This is a genomic window from Micromonospora sp. NPDC005237 (assembly GCF_040607775.1).
GTDB lineage: Bacteria > Actinomycetota > Actinomycetes > Mycobacteriales > Micromonosporaceae > Micromonospora.
This window is the reverse complement of the sequence record NZ_JBEXHJ010000001.1, coordinates 876,752-890,794: the sequence shown is the minus strand read 5'-3', so window position 1 is coordinate 890,794 and position 14,043 is coordinate 876,752. Positions and strand designations below refer to the sequence as shown.

Here is a 14,043-nt window from a genome sequence, read left to right as displayed (position 1 = left end):
AAGGCGTCGATCGTCCGGTTCACTCCGGCCGGGCGCGGCCGTCGCCGGGTCCGCCGCCCGCCGGGCGCTCGGCCAACTCGTCGGCGTCGAGCAGGCCGCGGTCGAACCGGCCGGACCGGTACGCGGCCCGGCCGATCATCTGTGCCGCGACCGGCGCGGTGGCCAACTGGAAGACCGCCACCAGCAGGATCGTGCCGACGTCGGCCGCGGACCGCAGCCGTAGCGTGATGCCGAGCAGCAGCAGGAGCACTCCCAGCACCTGGGGTTTGGTGGCCGCGTGCATCCGGGACAGGGCGTCCGGGAAGCGCAGCACACCGATCGCGGCGGACAGGGCGAGCAGCGCGCCGGTCACCAGGCAGGCGGCGCCGAGCCAGTCGGCAGCCGTCGCGAGCACACCGGCCGCCGAGTGTCCGCCGGTCGCCACCATCACGCCTGCTCCCGCACGGCGAAGCGGACCAGGGACACCGAGCCGACGAAACCGAGCAGGGAGAGCACCACCAGCACGGGCAGCGTGGTGGCGTGCCGGTTGACCGCCGCCTCCGCGCCCACCGCGCCGACCATGGTGGCGAGGAGCATGTCCGCCGCGATCACCCGGTCCAGCAGCGAGGGGCCCCGGTAGAGCCGGATCAGCGCGAGCAGCGCGGTCACCGACAGCAGGGTGGTGAGGACGACGGCCAGGAACGTGATCATTGGGAGTTTCCCTTCTCGACGGGATGGGGCCCGACGCGGCGCAGTTCGGCGGCGCTGCCCACCGCCCGGACGATCCGTCGCTCGACGTCGAGGGTGCGTTCCCGGGAGAGGGCCAGGTCCGCCGGCCCGTGGGTGTCCAGCACGTGCAGGTAGAGCGTCGCCGACTCCCGGTCCACCTCGAGGATCAGCGTGCCCGGCACCAGCGAGACCGCCTCGGCGGTGAGCGCCAGGTTCAGGTCGGTGGGAACCCGCAGCGCCACGGCGATGATCGCCCCGCGCGGGCGGTAGCCGGGTTGTACGGCGATCCGGGCGATGTGCAGGCTCGCGCTGACGAGTTCGACGGCGAACCGGCCCGCGAACGCCACCAGGGCACCGGGCCGCAGCCGGCCGCCGAAGCTGACCGCCGGCAGCGGGAAGAACACCAGGACCGCGCCGCCCACCAGCAGGCCACCGATGATGTTGGCGAGGTTGATCGAACCCCAGAGCAGGTTCCAGACGAGCACCAGCCAGCCGAGCGCCAACGCCTGGTCCCGCCAACGCCCGAACCGGCTCCGCACCGGCGGGGTCGCGCCCGTCGGGGTCGTCGCGCGCGGGCCGGTCACGGCACGACACCGGGCAGGACGGCCCGCACGTACGGCGTACGCAAGAGCAGGTCGGTGGCCGCGTCGGCGGTGACGTCGAAGAGCGGGCCGGCCAGCACGGTGAGCGTCAACCCGAACGCGACCAGGGCGGCGGTCGCGCCGACCATCACGGTGGGCAGCCGGACGGTGGGCTCGCTGGAGACGGTCCGGGGCGCCCGCCAGAACGCGATGTTCCACACCCGGGAGGCCACGTACAGGGTGAGCAGGCTGGTCAGCGTGCCGGCCGCCACCAGCGTCAAGGGCAGCGCCCCGCCGGCCGCCACACCGGCCTGGAGCAGGCCGAGCTTGCCGAGGAACCCGGAGAACGGCGGCACCCCGGCGAGATTCATCGCCGGTACGAAGAAGAGGACGCCGAGCAGGGGCGCCATTCGGGCCAGGCCGCCGAGACGGCGCAGGTCGGTGCTGCCGGCCCGCTCCTCGACCAGGCCGGCCACCAGGAACAGCGTGGTCTGGATGGTGATGTGGTGCACCACGTAGAAGATCGCGCCGGCGAGACCGGCGGCGGTGCTCAACGCCACCCCGAAGATCATGTAGCCGATGTGGCTGACTAGGGTGAACGAGAAGAGCCGCTTCATGTCCGACTGCGCCACCGCGCCGAGGATGCCGACCAGCATGGTCAGCCCGGCGACGACCATGAGCAGACCGTCGACCTGACCACCCGGAAACAGCAACGTCTCGGTACGGATGATCGCGTACACGCCGACCTTGGTGAGCAGCCCTGCGAACACGGCGGTGACCGGGGCCGGGGCCGTGGGATAGCTGTCCGGCAGCCAGGCCGACAGCGGGAAGACCGCCGCCTTGATCGCGAACGCGAGCAGCAGCATCAGTTGCAGGGTCAACCGGACGTTGTCCGGCAGGTCGTCGAGGCGCTGGGCGAGCTGCGCCAGGTTGAGCGTGCCGGTGGCCGCGTACACCAGCCCCACCGCGGCCAGGAAGATCATCGAGGAGAGGATGCTGACCACCACGTACGTCGACCCGGTGCGGATCCGCGTCTCGGTGCCGCCCAGCGTGATCAGCACGAAGCTGGCCGCCAGCAGGATCTCGAAGCCGACGAACAGGTTGAACAGGTCGCCCGCCAGGAACGCGTTGGTGACACCCGCGGTGAGCACCAGGTACGTCGGGTGGAAGATGACCACCGGCGCGCTCTCGCTGGTCTCGCTGCGGCCCTGGCCGATCGAGTACAGCAGCACGCAGAGGGTCACCGCCGAGGACACCACAAGCATCAGCGCGGCCAACTGGTCGGCCACCAGCACGATGCCGACCGGTGGCGGCCACCCGCCGATCGCGAGCACCACCGGCCCGTGCCGGTACGCCTGCACCAGCAGCACCACCGCGACGGTGAACGTGACGGTCAGGCAGAGCACGCTGACCGCCCGCTGCACCCGGGGCCGGGTGGCCAGCAGCAGGGTCAGCGCCGCGCCGAGCAGCGGCACCACCACCGGCAGCGGCAGGAGCCTGCTCACCACGTCCCCCACGCCCCGCTCACCGCGCCCCGTCCCCTCTGCCACGCCGGAGCCGTCGGCGGGCCGGCTCGGGATCGACCTGCTCCGCGTCGCCGTCCGGGCCCTCGCCGCCGTGGTCGACGGCCCCCACCTCGTTGCGCCCGGCACGGCGGATGATCTGGCGGTCCTCCAGGTCGTCGGGCACCTCGTCGTCGCCGGTGAGATACCAGCTCCGGTACGCGACGGCGAGCAGGAACGCGGTGAACCCGAACGTGATCACGATGGCGGTCAGCACCATCGCCTGCGGCAGCGGGTCACTCATCTGGTCCACCGGCCCGGTGCCCACGACCGGCGCGCCACCGGACCGGCCGCCCAGCAGGATCAGCAGGTTGACCCCGTTGCCGAGCAGGATCACGCCGAGCAGGATCCGGGTGAGGCTGCGCTCCAGCAGCAGGATCACCCCGCACCCGACCAGCACCGCGACGGCGAGCACCAACACCATCGTGGGTCCGGGGCCACTCGCCGTCACGTCCGGCCGCCCTTGTCGACGGCCAGACCGCCGCTCGCCGTGCCGGTGGCCTCGATGTGCCGGTCCACCTCGGCGCCGAGGCTGCGCAGGATGTCCAGCATCAGCCCGATCACGATCAGGTACACGCCGATGTCGAAGAACAGCGAGGTGACGAGGTGGGCGTCGCCGATCAGCGGCAGGGACAGGTCGAGCTTGGCGCTCTCCAGCACCGACCCACCGGCCGCCAGCGCCACCGCGCCGGAGCCCACCGCCACGGCCAACCCCGCGCCGAGGATCAGGCCGGCGCCCACCGGGGCGGCCTCGGTCAGCTCGTACCGGCCGCCGGCCAGGTAGCGGACCGCCAGCGCGAGCCCCGCCACCAGTCCGCCCGAGAACCCGCCGCCCGGCGCGTTGTGCCCGGAGAAGAGCAGGAACAGCGAGAACAGCACCACCGTGTGGAAGATCAGCCGGGTGACCACCTCCAGCACGAGCGAACGCTGCTCCTCGTAGAGGGTCGGGCCGCCCCGCAACCAGACCGGCCGGTTGGACCGGGCCGCCCGATCGGCCGACTCCGGCCGGCGCGGTCGCGGCCCGGTACGGGACCGCTCGAAGATCAGGCTGGCCACCCCGGTGGCGGCCACCACCAGCACCGCCACCTCCCCCATGGTGTCCCAGGCCCGGATGTCGACCAGGGTCACGTTGACCACGTTGCGGCCGTACGCCTCGCCCACCGCCAGGTCCGGGAAGACTGCGGAGATGTCCGGTGCGCGACGGGCCCCGGCCGCGACGAGGGCGAGCCCGCCCGCCGCCACGCCCATCGCCACGCCGATCACCCGGCGGGTCCATCGGCTGCGGCGCAGCGGACGGGCCGAGAAACGCTCCGGCAGGCGGCGCAGCACCAACACGAACACGGCGATGGTCGCGGTCTCCACCAGGAACTGCGTGAGCGCGAGATCCGGTGCGCCATGCAGGATGAACAGCATGGCGGTGCCGTAGCCGGTCATCCCCACCAGCAGCATCGCGGTCAACCGCCGGCGAGCGCCGACCGCGAGCAGCGCGGCCACCGCGATCACCACCACGACCACCGGTTGCAGCGGGTTGTCCCAGAGCGGGAGCCCGGCCCGCCACGGCCCGGCGGCGAGCATCGCCCCACCGGGCAGCAGCACGAGGGTGATCAGGATGATGCCCAGGTACTGCGGCAGGGAGCCCCGCTGGGTCGCGCCGGTGACCTCGATGGCGAGGCGGTCGAACCGGCCGACGGTCCACTCGTACCCCTGATTGCCGCTGACCGGCGCGCGGAGCCGGGCCAACACCGGGGCGAGCGGTCCGCGTAGCGCGAAGAGCAGGCCGCCGCCGGCGAGCGCCAGCACGGACAGACCGAGCGCCGCGGTCGGCCCGGGCCAGAGCGTCAGGTGCCCGTCGACCGCGCCGAGCAGTTCGGCGTACGGGCTGAGCAGCCCGTCCAGCACGCCGGCGGCGGGGCCGGCGAGCAGCCCGACGACGGCGAGCACGGCCGGGGGGACCAGCATCGACGCCGCGATCGGCACCGGCTCGACCGGTTCGACGCCCGGCCGGTCGGCGAACGCGCCCCAGAGGAAGCGGGCGCTGTACGCCACGGTGAGCACCGTCCCGGCGACCAGCCCGGTGAGGAGCACCGGGTCGTCGGTGAACGCCGCGAAGACCGCCTCCTTGGCGACGAACCCGACCAGCGGCGGCACGCCTGCCATCGACGCCGCCGCCAGCACCGCGACCGCGAACAACGGCCGCGACCAGCGCCGCAGCCCGGACAGCTCGCGCAGGTCGCGGGTGCCGGCGCCGTGGTCGATGACGCCGACGACCAGGAACAGCGCCGCCTTGAACAGGGCGTGCGCCAGCAGCATCGCCGTGGCGGCCAGCGCGGCGTCCGGGGTGCCCGCGCCCGTCACCGCGACCAGCAGGCCCAACTGGCTGACCGTCCCGTACGCCAACAACAGCTTCAGGTCGGTCTGCCGCAGCGCCGCCCAGCCGCCGATGAGCATGGTGGCCACACCGGCGATGAGCACCACGGGCCGCCACGGGCCGACCGTGGCGAGCACCGGCGTGAGCAGCCCGACCAGGTAGACGCCCGCCTTGACCATGGCGGCGGCGTGCAGGTACGCGCTGACCGGGGTGGGCGCCGCCATCGCGACCGGCAGCCAGGAGCTGAACGGCAGCACCGCCGACTTGGACAGGGCCCCGGCCAGGATCAGCAGCACCGCCGTGATCAGGTAGCCGCCGCCGGGCAGCGGGTGGGTGGCGATCTCCGACCAGCGGTAGCTGCCGGCGCGCTGGCCGAGCAGGATGAACCCGACCAGCATGGCCAGCCCGCCCGCCGTGGTGACGGTCAACGCCTGCGCCGCCGCCCACCGGCTGGACCGGCGTTCGGTGCTGTGCCCGATCAGCAGGTACGAGAAGATCGTCGTCAGCTCCCAGCCGACGTAGAGCAGCAGCAGGTCGTCGGCGAAGACCAGGACGAGCATCGCGCCGGCGAAGGCGACCAGGACGGCGGCGAACTGCGCCATCCCGGGCGCGCCCGCGTCGAAGTACCGGGCGCTGTAGACCAGCACCAGCGCGCCGACGCCGCCGATCAACAGGGTCAGGAGCCAGGACAGCGTGGTGAGGCGCAGCGCGATGTCCAGGTCCAACTGCCCGATCCACGGGTACGTCTCGACCACCGCGCCGCCGTGACCGACGGCCGGGGTGCGGGCCAGCGCCCAGCCGAACGCGGCGGCCGGCGCGAGCGCCAGCGGATAGCACGCGCGCGGACCCCACCACCGGACGAGCAGCGGCGCGGCGAGGGCCGCCGCGAGGTGGAGGATGAGCAGTACCAGCACCCGCACTCCCGATCGAGGTGGCCGACGCCCGTACAGCGGTGGCGCCTAGCAGCGATCGAACGCCAGTTCTCCGCCCTTCGGGCGGTTTTGCCGGAATCAGCCCGCTATGAGCCCTGGTGTGCGGTCGGCGGTCGACGGTCAGCGCAGCAGGGCGTCGCCGACGGTCAGCTCGTCGTCGAGGTCCGAGCTCTCCAGGTGCAGCTCGCTCAGCAGATCGACGCGGCCGAGCTGGCGGGCGACCTTCGCGACGACCCGCTCCGCGACGACCAGCGACCGCATCGAGAGCAGCCGGCCGCGGCTCTCCCGGCGGAGCACGAAATAGTGCACGGCGACGCGGACCTGCCCCCGGTCGGCGGCGCTGGCCTGGGCGGTGGAGACGACCATCTCGCGCAGGCAACGGGCGAGGCGTTCGGCGAGCTCCAGCTCGGGCCCGTGCAGGCCGCCGCGGAGCGTGGCGAGGTGACTGTCGACCTTGCGGATCAGCACATCGGTGGCGGGTTCGACGTGTCGCGGCTCGCCGGCCATCCGATCCCCTCCACCCGGTTCGCGTTGCGGGTGAAGTTACTTTATGTTGCTCCTTACAAGCAAGCAGTTAAGTGAGACTTAACGTATTAATGGCGCATCCATCGCTTTTCCCATCCAGCTCGGCACGTTCCCCCGTGGGCCGCTCGTGGTTGTCGTACCGGCGGGGCAGGATGGATCGGTGAGCGGGGGAGATGCGGACAAGGGCGGGGTGCTCGACGGCTTCGGCCCGGCCACCCGCGCCTGGTTCGACGCCGCCTTCGCCGCGCCCACCGCCGCCCAGACCGGCGCCTGGCGATCCGTCGCCGCCGGCCGCAACGCCCTCGTCGTGGCGCCCACCGGCTCCGGCAAGACGCTCGCCGCCTTCCTCTGGTCGCTGGACCGGCTGGCCCGCGAGCCCGCACCGGCCGAGGCACGGCAGCGGTGCCGGGTGCTCTACGTCAGCCCGCTCAAGGCTCTCGCCGTCGACGTGGAGCGCAACCTGCGCGCCCCGCTGGCCGGCATCCGGCAGGCGGCGACCCGGCTCGGCGTGACGCCGCCGGACATCACCGTCGGCATGCGCACCGGCGACACACCTGCCGACGAGCGACGGGCCTTCGCCCGCACCCCACCGGACATCCTCATCACCACGCCCGAGTCCCTGTTCCTGCTGCTCACCTCCGCCGCTCGGGACTCGCTGCGCGGCGTCCAGACGGTGATCGTCGACGAGGTGCACGCGGTGGCCGGCAGCAAGCGCGGCGCCCACCTCGCCCTCTCGCTGGAACGCCTGGACGAGCTGCTGCCCACGCCGGCACAACGGATCGGCCTCTCCGCCACCGTCCGACCGGTCGACGCCTGCGCCCGGTTCCTCGGCGGCGCCCGGCCGGTCGACGTCGTGCAGCCGGCCACGGCGAAGACCATCGAGGTCAGCGTGCAGGTCCCCGTGGAGGACATGACCCGCCTCGACGAGCAGGAGCAGCCGCCGGAGGATTCCCTCGGCGGTCCCGGGCCACGCCGTGCCTCGATCTGGCCGGCCGTCGAGGAGCGGGTCTTCACGCTCATCGGTCAGCACCGCTCCACCATCGTCTTCACCAACTCCCGCCGCAGCGCCGAGCGCCTGTGCGCCCGGCTCAACGAGCTGGCCGCCGAGGAGGTCGCCTCCGCCGCGATCGCCTCCGCGTCGGCCGTGGGCGCGATCGACGTACCGGATGGGTTGTCGGTGGGCGACGAGCCGGCGGCCGACGGCGGCCCGGCGCCCGGCGCGCAGCGGTGGGGTGGCCCGGCCGGTCCGGTCCGCAACCGCGCGCCGGCCAACGGCGGCTCGGCGCCCGGTCCGGGCAGCAGTCGCGCGCCGGCCAACGGCGGCTCGGCGCCCGGTCCGGGCAGCAGTCGCGCGCCAGCCGAGGTGATGGCCCAGTCCGGCGCGGCCACCGGCGCCGCGCCGGTGATCGCCCGCGCGCACCACGGCAGCGTCTCGCGCGAGGAGCGCAAGCACATCGAGGAGGCGCTCAAGTCCGGCCAGCTCCCGGCGGTGGTGGCCACCTCCAGCCTGGAGCTGGGCATCGACATGGGCGCGGTCGACCTGGTGGTGCAGATCGAGGCCCCACCGAGCGTCGCCGCCGGCCTGCAACGCGTCGGCCGGGCCGGGCACCAGGTGGGCGCGGTCTCCCGCGGGGTGGTCTTCCCCAAGCACCGTGGCGACCTGCTGTCCTGCGCGGTCGTCGCCGAGCGGATGACCGACGGCGCGATCGAGGAGCTGCACTACCCGCGCAACCCGCTGGACGTGCTGGCCCAGCAGATCGTCGCGATGGTTTCTCTGGAGCCGTGGCGGGTCGGCGACCTGGCCGTGCTGGTCCGCCGGGCCGCGCCCTTCAACGAGCTGCCCGACTCCGCGCTGCACGCCGTGCTGGACATGCTCTCCGGCCGCTACCCGTCCACCGCGTTCGCCGAGCTGCGCCCCCGGTTGGTCTGGGACCGGGCCAGCGACCTGCTCACCGGCCGGCCCGGCGCGCAGCGCCTCGCGGTGACCAGCGGCGGCACCATCCCCGACCGGGGTCTGTTCGGGGTCTTCCTGGCCGGCGCCGAGCGGGCCGCCCGGGTCGGCGAGCTGGACGAGGAGATGGTCTACGAGTCGCGGGTCGGCGACGTCTTCCTGCTCGGCTCCTCGTCGTGGCGCATCGAGGAGATCACACCCGACCGGGTGCTGGTCTCCCCCGCGCCCGGCCAGGCCGCCAGGATGCCGTTCTGGAAGGGCGACCAGCTGGGCCGCCCGGTCGAGCTGGGTCGGGCCATCGGCGCCCGGGTGCGCACCCTCCTGCGGTTGAGCGACGAGGCGGCGCTGACCGCGCTGCGCGACGGCGGGCTGGACGACTGGGCCGCCGCCAACCTGATGGCCTACCTGCGCGACCAGCGGGAGGCCACCCGCTCGCTGCCCGACGACCGCACCATCGTGGTCGAGCGGTTCCGCGATGAGCTGGGCGACTGGCGGCTGGCCGTGCACAGCGTTCTCGGCGCGCGGGTCAACGGGCCGTGGGCCCTCGCCGTGGGCCGCCGGCTGGCCGAGCGGTACGGGGTGGACGCCCAGGTGATGCCCTCCGACGACGGGATCGTGGTGCGCCTGCCCGACACCGCCGACGAGCCACCCGGCGCCGACGTGGTGGTCTTCGAACCCGACGAGATCGCCCAGCTCGTGGAGGAGTCGGTCGGCACGTCCGCGCTCTTCGCCGCCCGTTTCCGGGAGTGCGCCGCCCGCTCGCTGCTGCTGCCCCGCCGCGACCCGCGCCGCCGCCAGCCGCTCTGGCAGCAGCGGCAACGCGCCGCGCAACTGCTCGACGTCGCCCGTGAGTACGCCGACTTCCCGGTCACCCTGGAGGCCGCCCGGGAGTGCCTCCAGGACGTCTTCGACCAGCCGGCGCTGGCCGGGCTCATGCGCGACCTGGCGGCCCGCAAGGTCCGCCTGGTCGAGGTGGAGACCAGCGCGCCGTCCCCGTTCGCCCGGTCGCTGCTCTTCGGCTACGTCGGCGCGTTCCTCTACGAGGGCGACGCCCCGCTCGCCGAGCGCCGGGCCGCCGCCCTCGCGCTGGATTCCACCCTCCTCGGCGAGCTGCTCGGCCGGGTCGACCTGCGCGAACTGCTGGATCCGGCGGTGCTCGCCGAGACCGATCGGCAACTGCGCTGGCTGACCGACCAGCGCCGCCCGCGCGACGCGGAGGACGTGGTCGAGCTGCTGCGGGTGCTCGGCGACCTGAGCGACGCCGAGGTGACCGAGCGGGGTGTGCCGGAGGGCTGGCTGACCGAGTTGGAGGCCACCCGCCGGGTGCTGCGGGTCCGCATCGCTGGCGAGCAGCGCTGGGTGGGCATCGAGGACGCCGCCCGGCTGCGCGACGCCCTCGGCGTGGCGCTGCCGGTCGGGGTGGCCGAGGCGTACCTCGCCCCGGTGGCTGACCCGCTCGGTGACCTGGTGGCCCGCTACGCCCGCACCCACGGGCCGTTCTCCGCCGCGAGCTGCGCGGCGCGCTTCGGGCTCGGGGTGTTCGTCGTCGAGCAGGCGCTGCGCCGCCTCGCCGCCACCGGCCGCGTCGTCTCCGGGGAGTTCACACCGGACACGGCCGGCGCCCAGTGGTGCGACGCCGAGGTGCTGCGGATGCTGCGCCGCCGTTCGCTCGCGGCGCTGCGCCGGGAGATCGAGCCGGTGCCGCCCCGGGCGCTGGCCACGTTCCTGCCGCGCTGGCAGCAGGTCGGCTCGTCCGCCCGGGGCGTGGAGGCGCTCGCCGCCACGGTGGAGCAGTTGCAGGGCGCGGCGGTGCCGGCGTCCGCGCTGGAGCGGCTGGTGCTGCCCGGCCGGGTCGCCGACTACTCCCCCGCCCACCTCGACGAGCTGTGCGCCAGCGGTGAGGTGCTCTGGGCCGGGTCCGGGGCGATCTCCGGGGGCGACGGCTGGGTCACCCTGGCGTACGCGGACGCCGCGCCGCTGCTGCTCCCGCCGCCCGACGAGGCGCTGACCCGTACCCCGCTGCACGACGCGGTACTCGACGCGCTCGGCGACGGGCAGGCGCTGTTCTTCCGCGCGCTGGCCGACCGGGTCGGCTCCACCGACGACACCGCGCTGACCGGGGTGATCTGGGATCTGGTCTGGGCAGGCCACCTCACCAACGACACCCTCGCCCCGCTGCGGGCGGTCCTCGGCGCCGGTGGTGCGCACCGGTCGCGGCCCTCCGCGCCGCGCACCCGCTACCGGCGGCCCGGCCGGGTGGCGCTGCCCACCCGGAGCGGCCCACCGACCGTCGCCGGCCGCTGGTCGCGTCTTCCCGAGCGGGACCTCGACCCGACCAGGCGGGCCGCCGCCCTCGCCGACGTGCTGCTGGAACGGCACGGCGTGGTCACCCGGGGCGCGGTGATGGCCGAGCAGGTGGTCGGCGGGTTCTCCGCCGTCTACCCGGTGCTGTCGGCGCTGGAGGAGCGCGGCGCGGCCCGCCGGGGCTACTTCGTCGAGGGCCTCGGCGCGGCGCAGTTCGCGGTGCCCGGCGCGGTGGACCGGCTCCGCGCGCTTGCCGACCCGGCCGACGGCGCGCGCGGCCGGAGCGGGCCGACCACGGTCCTCGCGGCCACCGACCCCGCCAACCCGTACGGCGCGGCGCTGCCCTGGCCGGAACGCGTCGTCGACTCCGGCGACGGGGCCGCCCCCGCGACCGGGCACCGGGCCGGTCGCAAGGCCGGCGCGCTGGTGGTGCAGGTCGCCGGTGACCTGGTGCTGTACGTGGAACGCGGCGGCCGGACGCTGCTCTCCTTCACCGACGACGCCGAAACGCTCGCGGCGGCCGGCAAGGCGCTCGCCGACGCCGTCCACTCCGGAGCGTTGGGCGCGATGTCGGTGGAGCGGGCCGACGGCGAGGCGGTGCACTCCTCGCCGCTGCGGGACGCGCTGACCGCCGCCGGCTTCCGGGCCACCCCGCGCGGCCTGCGCCTGCGCGGCTGATCCGACCGCGCGACGCCAGCGCGGCGGCCACCTGGCCCACTGGCCGTCCGGCCCGCTTGGGCCACTCGGCGCACCCGGCCCGTCCGGCCCACCGGCCCGCCATTCCCGCCCGGCCCACTTGGGCCACCCGGCCCACCGGGCCCACCCGGCCCGCGCCCACCCGGCCCACTTGGGCCACCAGGCCCACGCGACATGCTGCGCCGGGCGGTGTCGGCCCACCGGCCCACCAGGCCCACCCGGCCCGGGCCCACCCGGCCCACTTGGCCCGCCAGGTCCACCGGCCCACCGGCCCACCGGCCCACCGGCCCACCGGCCCACCGGCTAGCCAATCTCCCGTCGAGCGATATGACTGTGAGTCATATCTATGACTCACAGTCATATCGCTCACGAGACAGACATGCCCCGGCCACCGACGCTAAGGCGATCGGCGATCGGCGATCGGCGATCGGCGATCGGCGGCCGGCGGCCGGCGATCGGCGGCCGGCGATCGGCGGTCGGCGGCGGCGGCTGGTGGCCGAGGCTGGTGGCCGGCGCTTGGTGTCAGTGGAGGCTGTTGAGGATCTTCTCGTAGCGAAGTCGGTCGGCCGCCGGGGTCTTCGCCTCGAGGTAGTTGAGCACCACGGCGCCGCGCCGGTACGACTGGCCGCCCCACGTCTCGGCGATGTCGCCGGCGCTGGTCTCGTCGGGGAACACGTAGACCGTCACGCCATCGGTGGCGACGATCTCGGAACAGCCCAGACCGAGACCGTCCGGTCCACAGTCAACGGAGCGGTCTTTGGGGTGCGTCACTCGCAGACCGGCGGCCTTGAAGGCGTCGACCACCTGGCGGGCACCGGGCGCACCGGCCGGGCGCGGGGGCAGCACCACCGGCGGCGGGCTGGCCGGCCGGCGCTCGACCGGCCCCTGCGGCGGCGCGGGCGGCACGGCGGGCGGCGGGGTCGGCTGAGCGGGGCGACCCGACGGCCCGGCGGCATCGGCCGAACCGGACGGGACCACCGACGGCGTCGGCGCGCTCGCGAGGTCGCTCGCCGCCAGGGTCGCGACGGGCGACGCCGGCGGGGCCGCCCGAGGGCTGTCGTCGTCACTGCCGCAGCCGGCGGTCAGCGCGACGGCGACCAAAAGGATCCCGACGGCGGGCAGGCTCCGATGTGTCACCAGGGCAGTCTGCCGGGCCACGCCCGACGGCGGCAGTGGCCGGTCAGCCACCGCGCTGTCCCATATCCGCCACCGGCGATCGGCCGCACGGCCTGGGTACGCTCCGGCGGGCACCGACGCGCCCGTCGGCTCAAGCCGGAGATCCCACTGGTGGAACCGCGGACCGACGTCGACGGTTAACCTGCCGGCATGGCTGTCACGCCCTGGGTCTCGTTGACCACCGACTACGGCCTCACCGACGGATTCGTGGCCGCCTGCCACGGGGTGATCGCCCGGATCGCGCCGGCCGCCCGGGTCATCGACGTGACCCATCTGGTGCCGCCGGCGGACGTCCGACGCGGTGCCGCCGTGCTGGCGCAGACGGTGCCGTACCTGCCGGTGGGCGTGCACGTGGCGGTGGTCGACCCGGGGGTGGGCACCGCCCGGCGGGGCGTCGCGCTGGCCACCCCGGGTGGGTTGCTGGTCGGCCCGGACAACGGGCTGCTGCCGGACGCCGCTGCCGCGCTCGGCGGGGTGACCGCCGCGGTGGAGCTGACCGAGCCGCGCTGGCTGGCGGCCCGGGTGTCCGGCACGTTCCACGGCCGGGACGTCTTCGCCCCGGTGGCGGCCCGGCTGGCGCTCGGCGCGCCGCTGGCCGAGGCGGGTCCGGCGGTCGACCCGGACGGGCTCGTCCGGCTGCCGCCGGCGGTCGTGGCCCGCGACGCCGAGGGCTTCACCGCCGAGGTGCTGACCGTCGACCACTTCGGAAACGTCCAACTGGCCGCACCGGCCGAGGTGCTCGGCCCGCTCCCGGCCACCGTCCGGGTGGGCCCGCCGGGGCCCGCACCGGCCCGCGGGGCGGTGCGCGGACGGACGTTCGGCGACGCACCGGAGGGCGGCCTGGTGGTGTACGTCGATTCGGCCGATCTGGTGGCGGTGGCGGTCAACGGCGGCCGAGCGGTGGACGTCCTCGGGGTGCGTCCGGGCGACCTCCTGCGGGTGGCCGGGTGACATTCGACTATGGAATGCTGCCCCGGTGGGTGAACACGTAGTTCCCGTGGGCTGTCCCTGTTGTGCCTCTCGGACCGGCGGCGGGACCTGCCCGGTCTGCTTCTGGACCGACGACGGTCAGAGCGACGCCGACGCCGACGCGGTGCGCGGCGGCGCGAACGGCGACCTGAGCCTGTCGCACGCCCGGCTCAACTACGCCGTGTACGGGGCGAGCCACCCGCGTTACCAGGACATGGTGCGCCCCGCCCGCCCCGACGAGCGTCCCTGACGACCCCGCCGGGGTAGGGCC

At 74.7% G+C, this 14,043-nt stretch carries 11 protein-coding genes; 3 read left to right on the top strand and 8 right to left on the bottom strand.

All coding sequences use genetic code 11. From position 1 onward, the window contains the following. Positions 1-19: 19 nt before the first annotated feature. The 7 genes from mnhG to ABZT87_RS04205 all read right to left on the bottom strand — a co-directional run bounded on the left by mnhG (position 20) and on the right by ABZT87_RS04205 (position 6,658). Positions 20-427, bottom strand: a complete 408-nt coding sequence (gene mnhG / locus ABZT87_RS04235) for a monovalent cation/H(+) antiporter subunit G (RefSeq protein ID WP_354859970.1) — start codon at positions 425-427, stop codon at positions 20-22. Beyond that, positions 427-690 carry a monovalent cation/H+ antiporter complex subunit F gene (locus ABZT87_RS04230; RefSeq protein WP_354859923.1) on the bottom strand — a complete coding sequence of 88 codons (264 nt, stop codon included), beginning with the start codon at positions 688-690 and terminating at the stop codon, positions 427-429. Before ABZT87_RS04230 ends, mnhG begins: the two co-directional genes overlap by 1 nt. Continuing rightward, positions 687-1,292: a Na+/H+ antiporter subunit E gene (locus tag ABZT87_RS04225; protein ID WP_354859921.1), complete on the bottom strand. Its 606-nt coding sequence runs from the start codon at positions 1,290-1,292 to the stop codon at positions 687-689. Before ABZT87_RS04225 ends, ABZT87_RS04230 begins: the two co-directional genes overlap by 4 nt. Continuing rightward, on the bottom strand, positions 1,289-2,794 hold the full coding sequence (locus ABZT87_RS04220; RefSeq protein ID WP_354859919.1) for a Na+/H+ antiporter subunit D: 1,506 nt from the start codon (positions 2,792-2,794) through the stop codon (positions 1,289-1,291). The genes ABZT87_RS04225 and ABZT87_RS04220 overlap by 4 nt, the downstream gene beginning before the upstream one ends. A gap of 19 nt (positions 2,795-2,813) precedes the next feature. Beyond that, positions 2,814-3,275: a Na(+)/H(+) antiporter subunit C gene (locus tag ABZT87_RS04215; RefSeq protein ID WP_355133508.1), complete on the bottom strand. Its 462-nt coding sequence runs from the start codon at positions 3,273-3,275 to the stop codon at positions 2,814-2,816. A gap of 23 nt (positions 3,276-3,298) precedes the next feature. Next, a complete protein-coding gene (locus tag ABZT87_RS04210) occupies positions 3,299-6,133 on the bottom strand; it encodes a Na+/H+ antiporter subunit A (protein WP_355133506.1) in 2,835 nt (944 codons plus the stop codon). Positions 6,134-6,271: 138 nt separating this feature from the next. Then, the gene (locus ABZT87_RS04205; protein WP_355133504.1) at positions 6,272-6,658 is read right to left on the bottom strand and encodes a hypothetical protein; all 387 of its coding nucleotides are present in this window, start codon (positions 6,656-6,658) and stop codon (positions 6,272-6,274) included. A gap of 178 nt (positions 6,659-6,836) precedes the next feature. Here ABZT87_RS04205 and ABZT87_RS04200 point away from each other — a divergent pair, with 178 nt between their 5' ends. After that, positions 6,837-11,609, top strand: coding sequence for a DEAD/DEAH box helicase (locus tag ABZT87_RS04200; protein WP_355133502.1), 4,773 nt, complete (start codon positions 6,837-6,839; stop codon positions 11,607-11,609). 540 nt (positions 11,610-12,149) lie between these two features. Here the strand turns inward: ABZT87_RS04200 and ABZT87_RS04195 are convergent. Continuing rightward, complete coding sequence (locus ABZT87_RS04195) at positions 12,150-12,764, bottom strand: hypothetical protein (RefSeq protein WP_355133500.1); 615 nt, start codon at positions 12,762-12,764, stop codon at positions 12,150-12,152. Between the two features lie 189 nt (positions 12,765-12,953). Between ABZT87_RS04195 and ABZT87_RS04190 the strand changes: the two genes are divergently transcribed. Together ABZT87_RS04190 and ABZT87_RS04185 are read left to right on the top strand one after the other, a co-directional pair. Continuing rightward, positions 12,954-13,754: an SAM-dependent chlorinase/fluorinase gene (locus tag ABZT87_RS04190; RefSeq protein WP_354859227.1), complete on the top strand. Its 801-nt coding sequence runs from the start codon at positions 12,954-12,956 to the stop codon at positions 13,752-13,754. A gap of 25 nt (positions 13,755-13,779) precedes the next feature. Beyond that, complete coding sequence (locus tag ABZT87_RS04185; protein ID WP_039905669.1) at positions 13,780-14,022, top strand: CPCC family cysteine-rich protein; 243 nt, start codon at positions 13,780-13,782, stop codon at positions 14,020-14,022. Positions 14,023-14,043: the final 21 nt, after the last annotated feature.

Excerpts from the sequence above, each read along its gene's own strand:
- mnhG (WP_354859970.1), bottom strand. The coding sequence starts at position 427 with ATGGTGGCGACCGGCGGACACTCGGCGGCCGGTGTGCTCGCGACGGCT.
- ABZT87_RS04230 (WP_354859923.1), bottom strand. The coding sequence starts at position 690 with ATGATCACGTTCCTGGCCGTCGTCCTCACCACCCTGCTGTCGGTGACC.
- ABZT87_RS04215 (WP_355133508.1), bottom strand. The coding sequence starts at position 3,275 with ATGGTGTTGGTGCTCGCCGTCGCGGTGCTGGTCGGGTGCGGGGTGATC.
- ABZT87_RS04205 (WP_355133504.1), bottom strand. The coding sequence starts at position 6,658 with ATGGCCGGCGAGCCGCGACACGTCGAACCCGCCACCGATGTGCTGATC.
- ABZT87_RS04190 (WP_354859227.1), top strand. The coding sequence starts at position 12,954 with ATGGCTGTCACGCCCTGGGTCTCGTTGACCACCGACTACGGCCTCACC.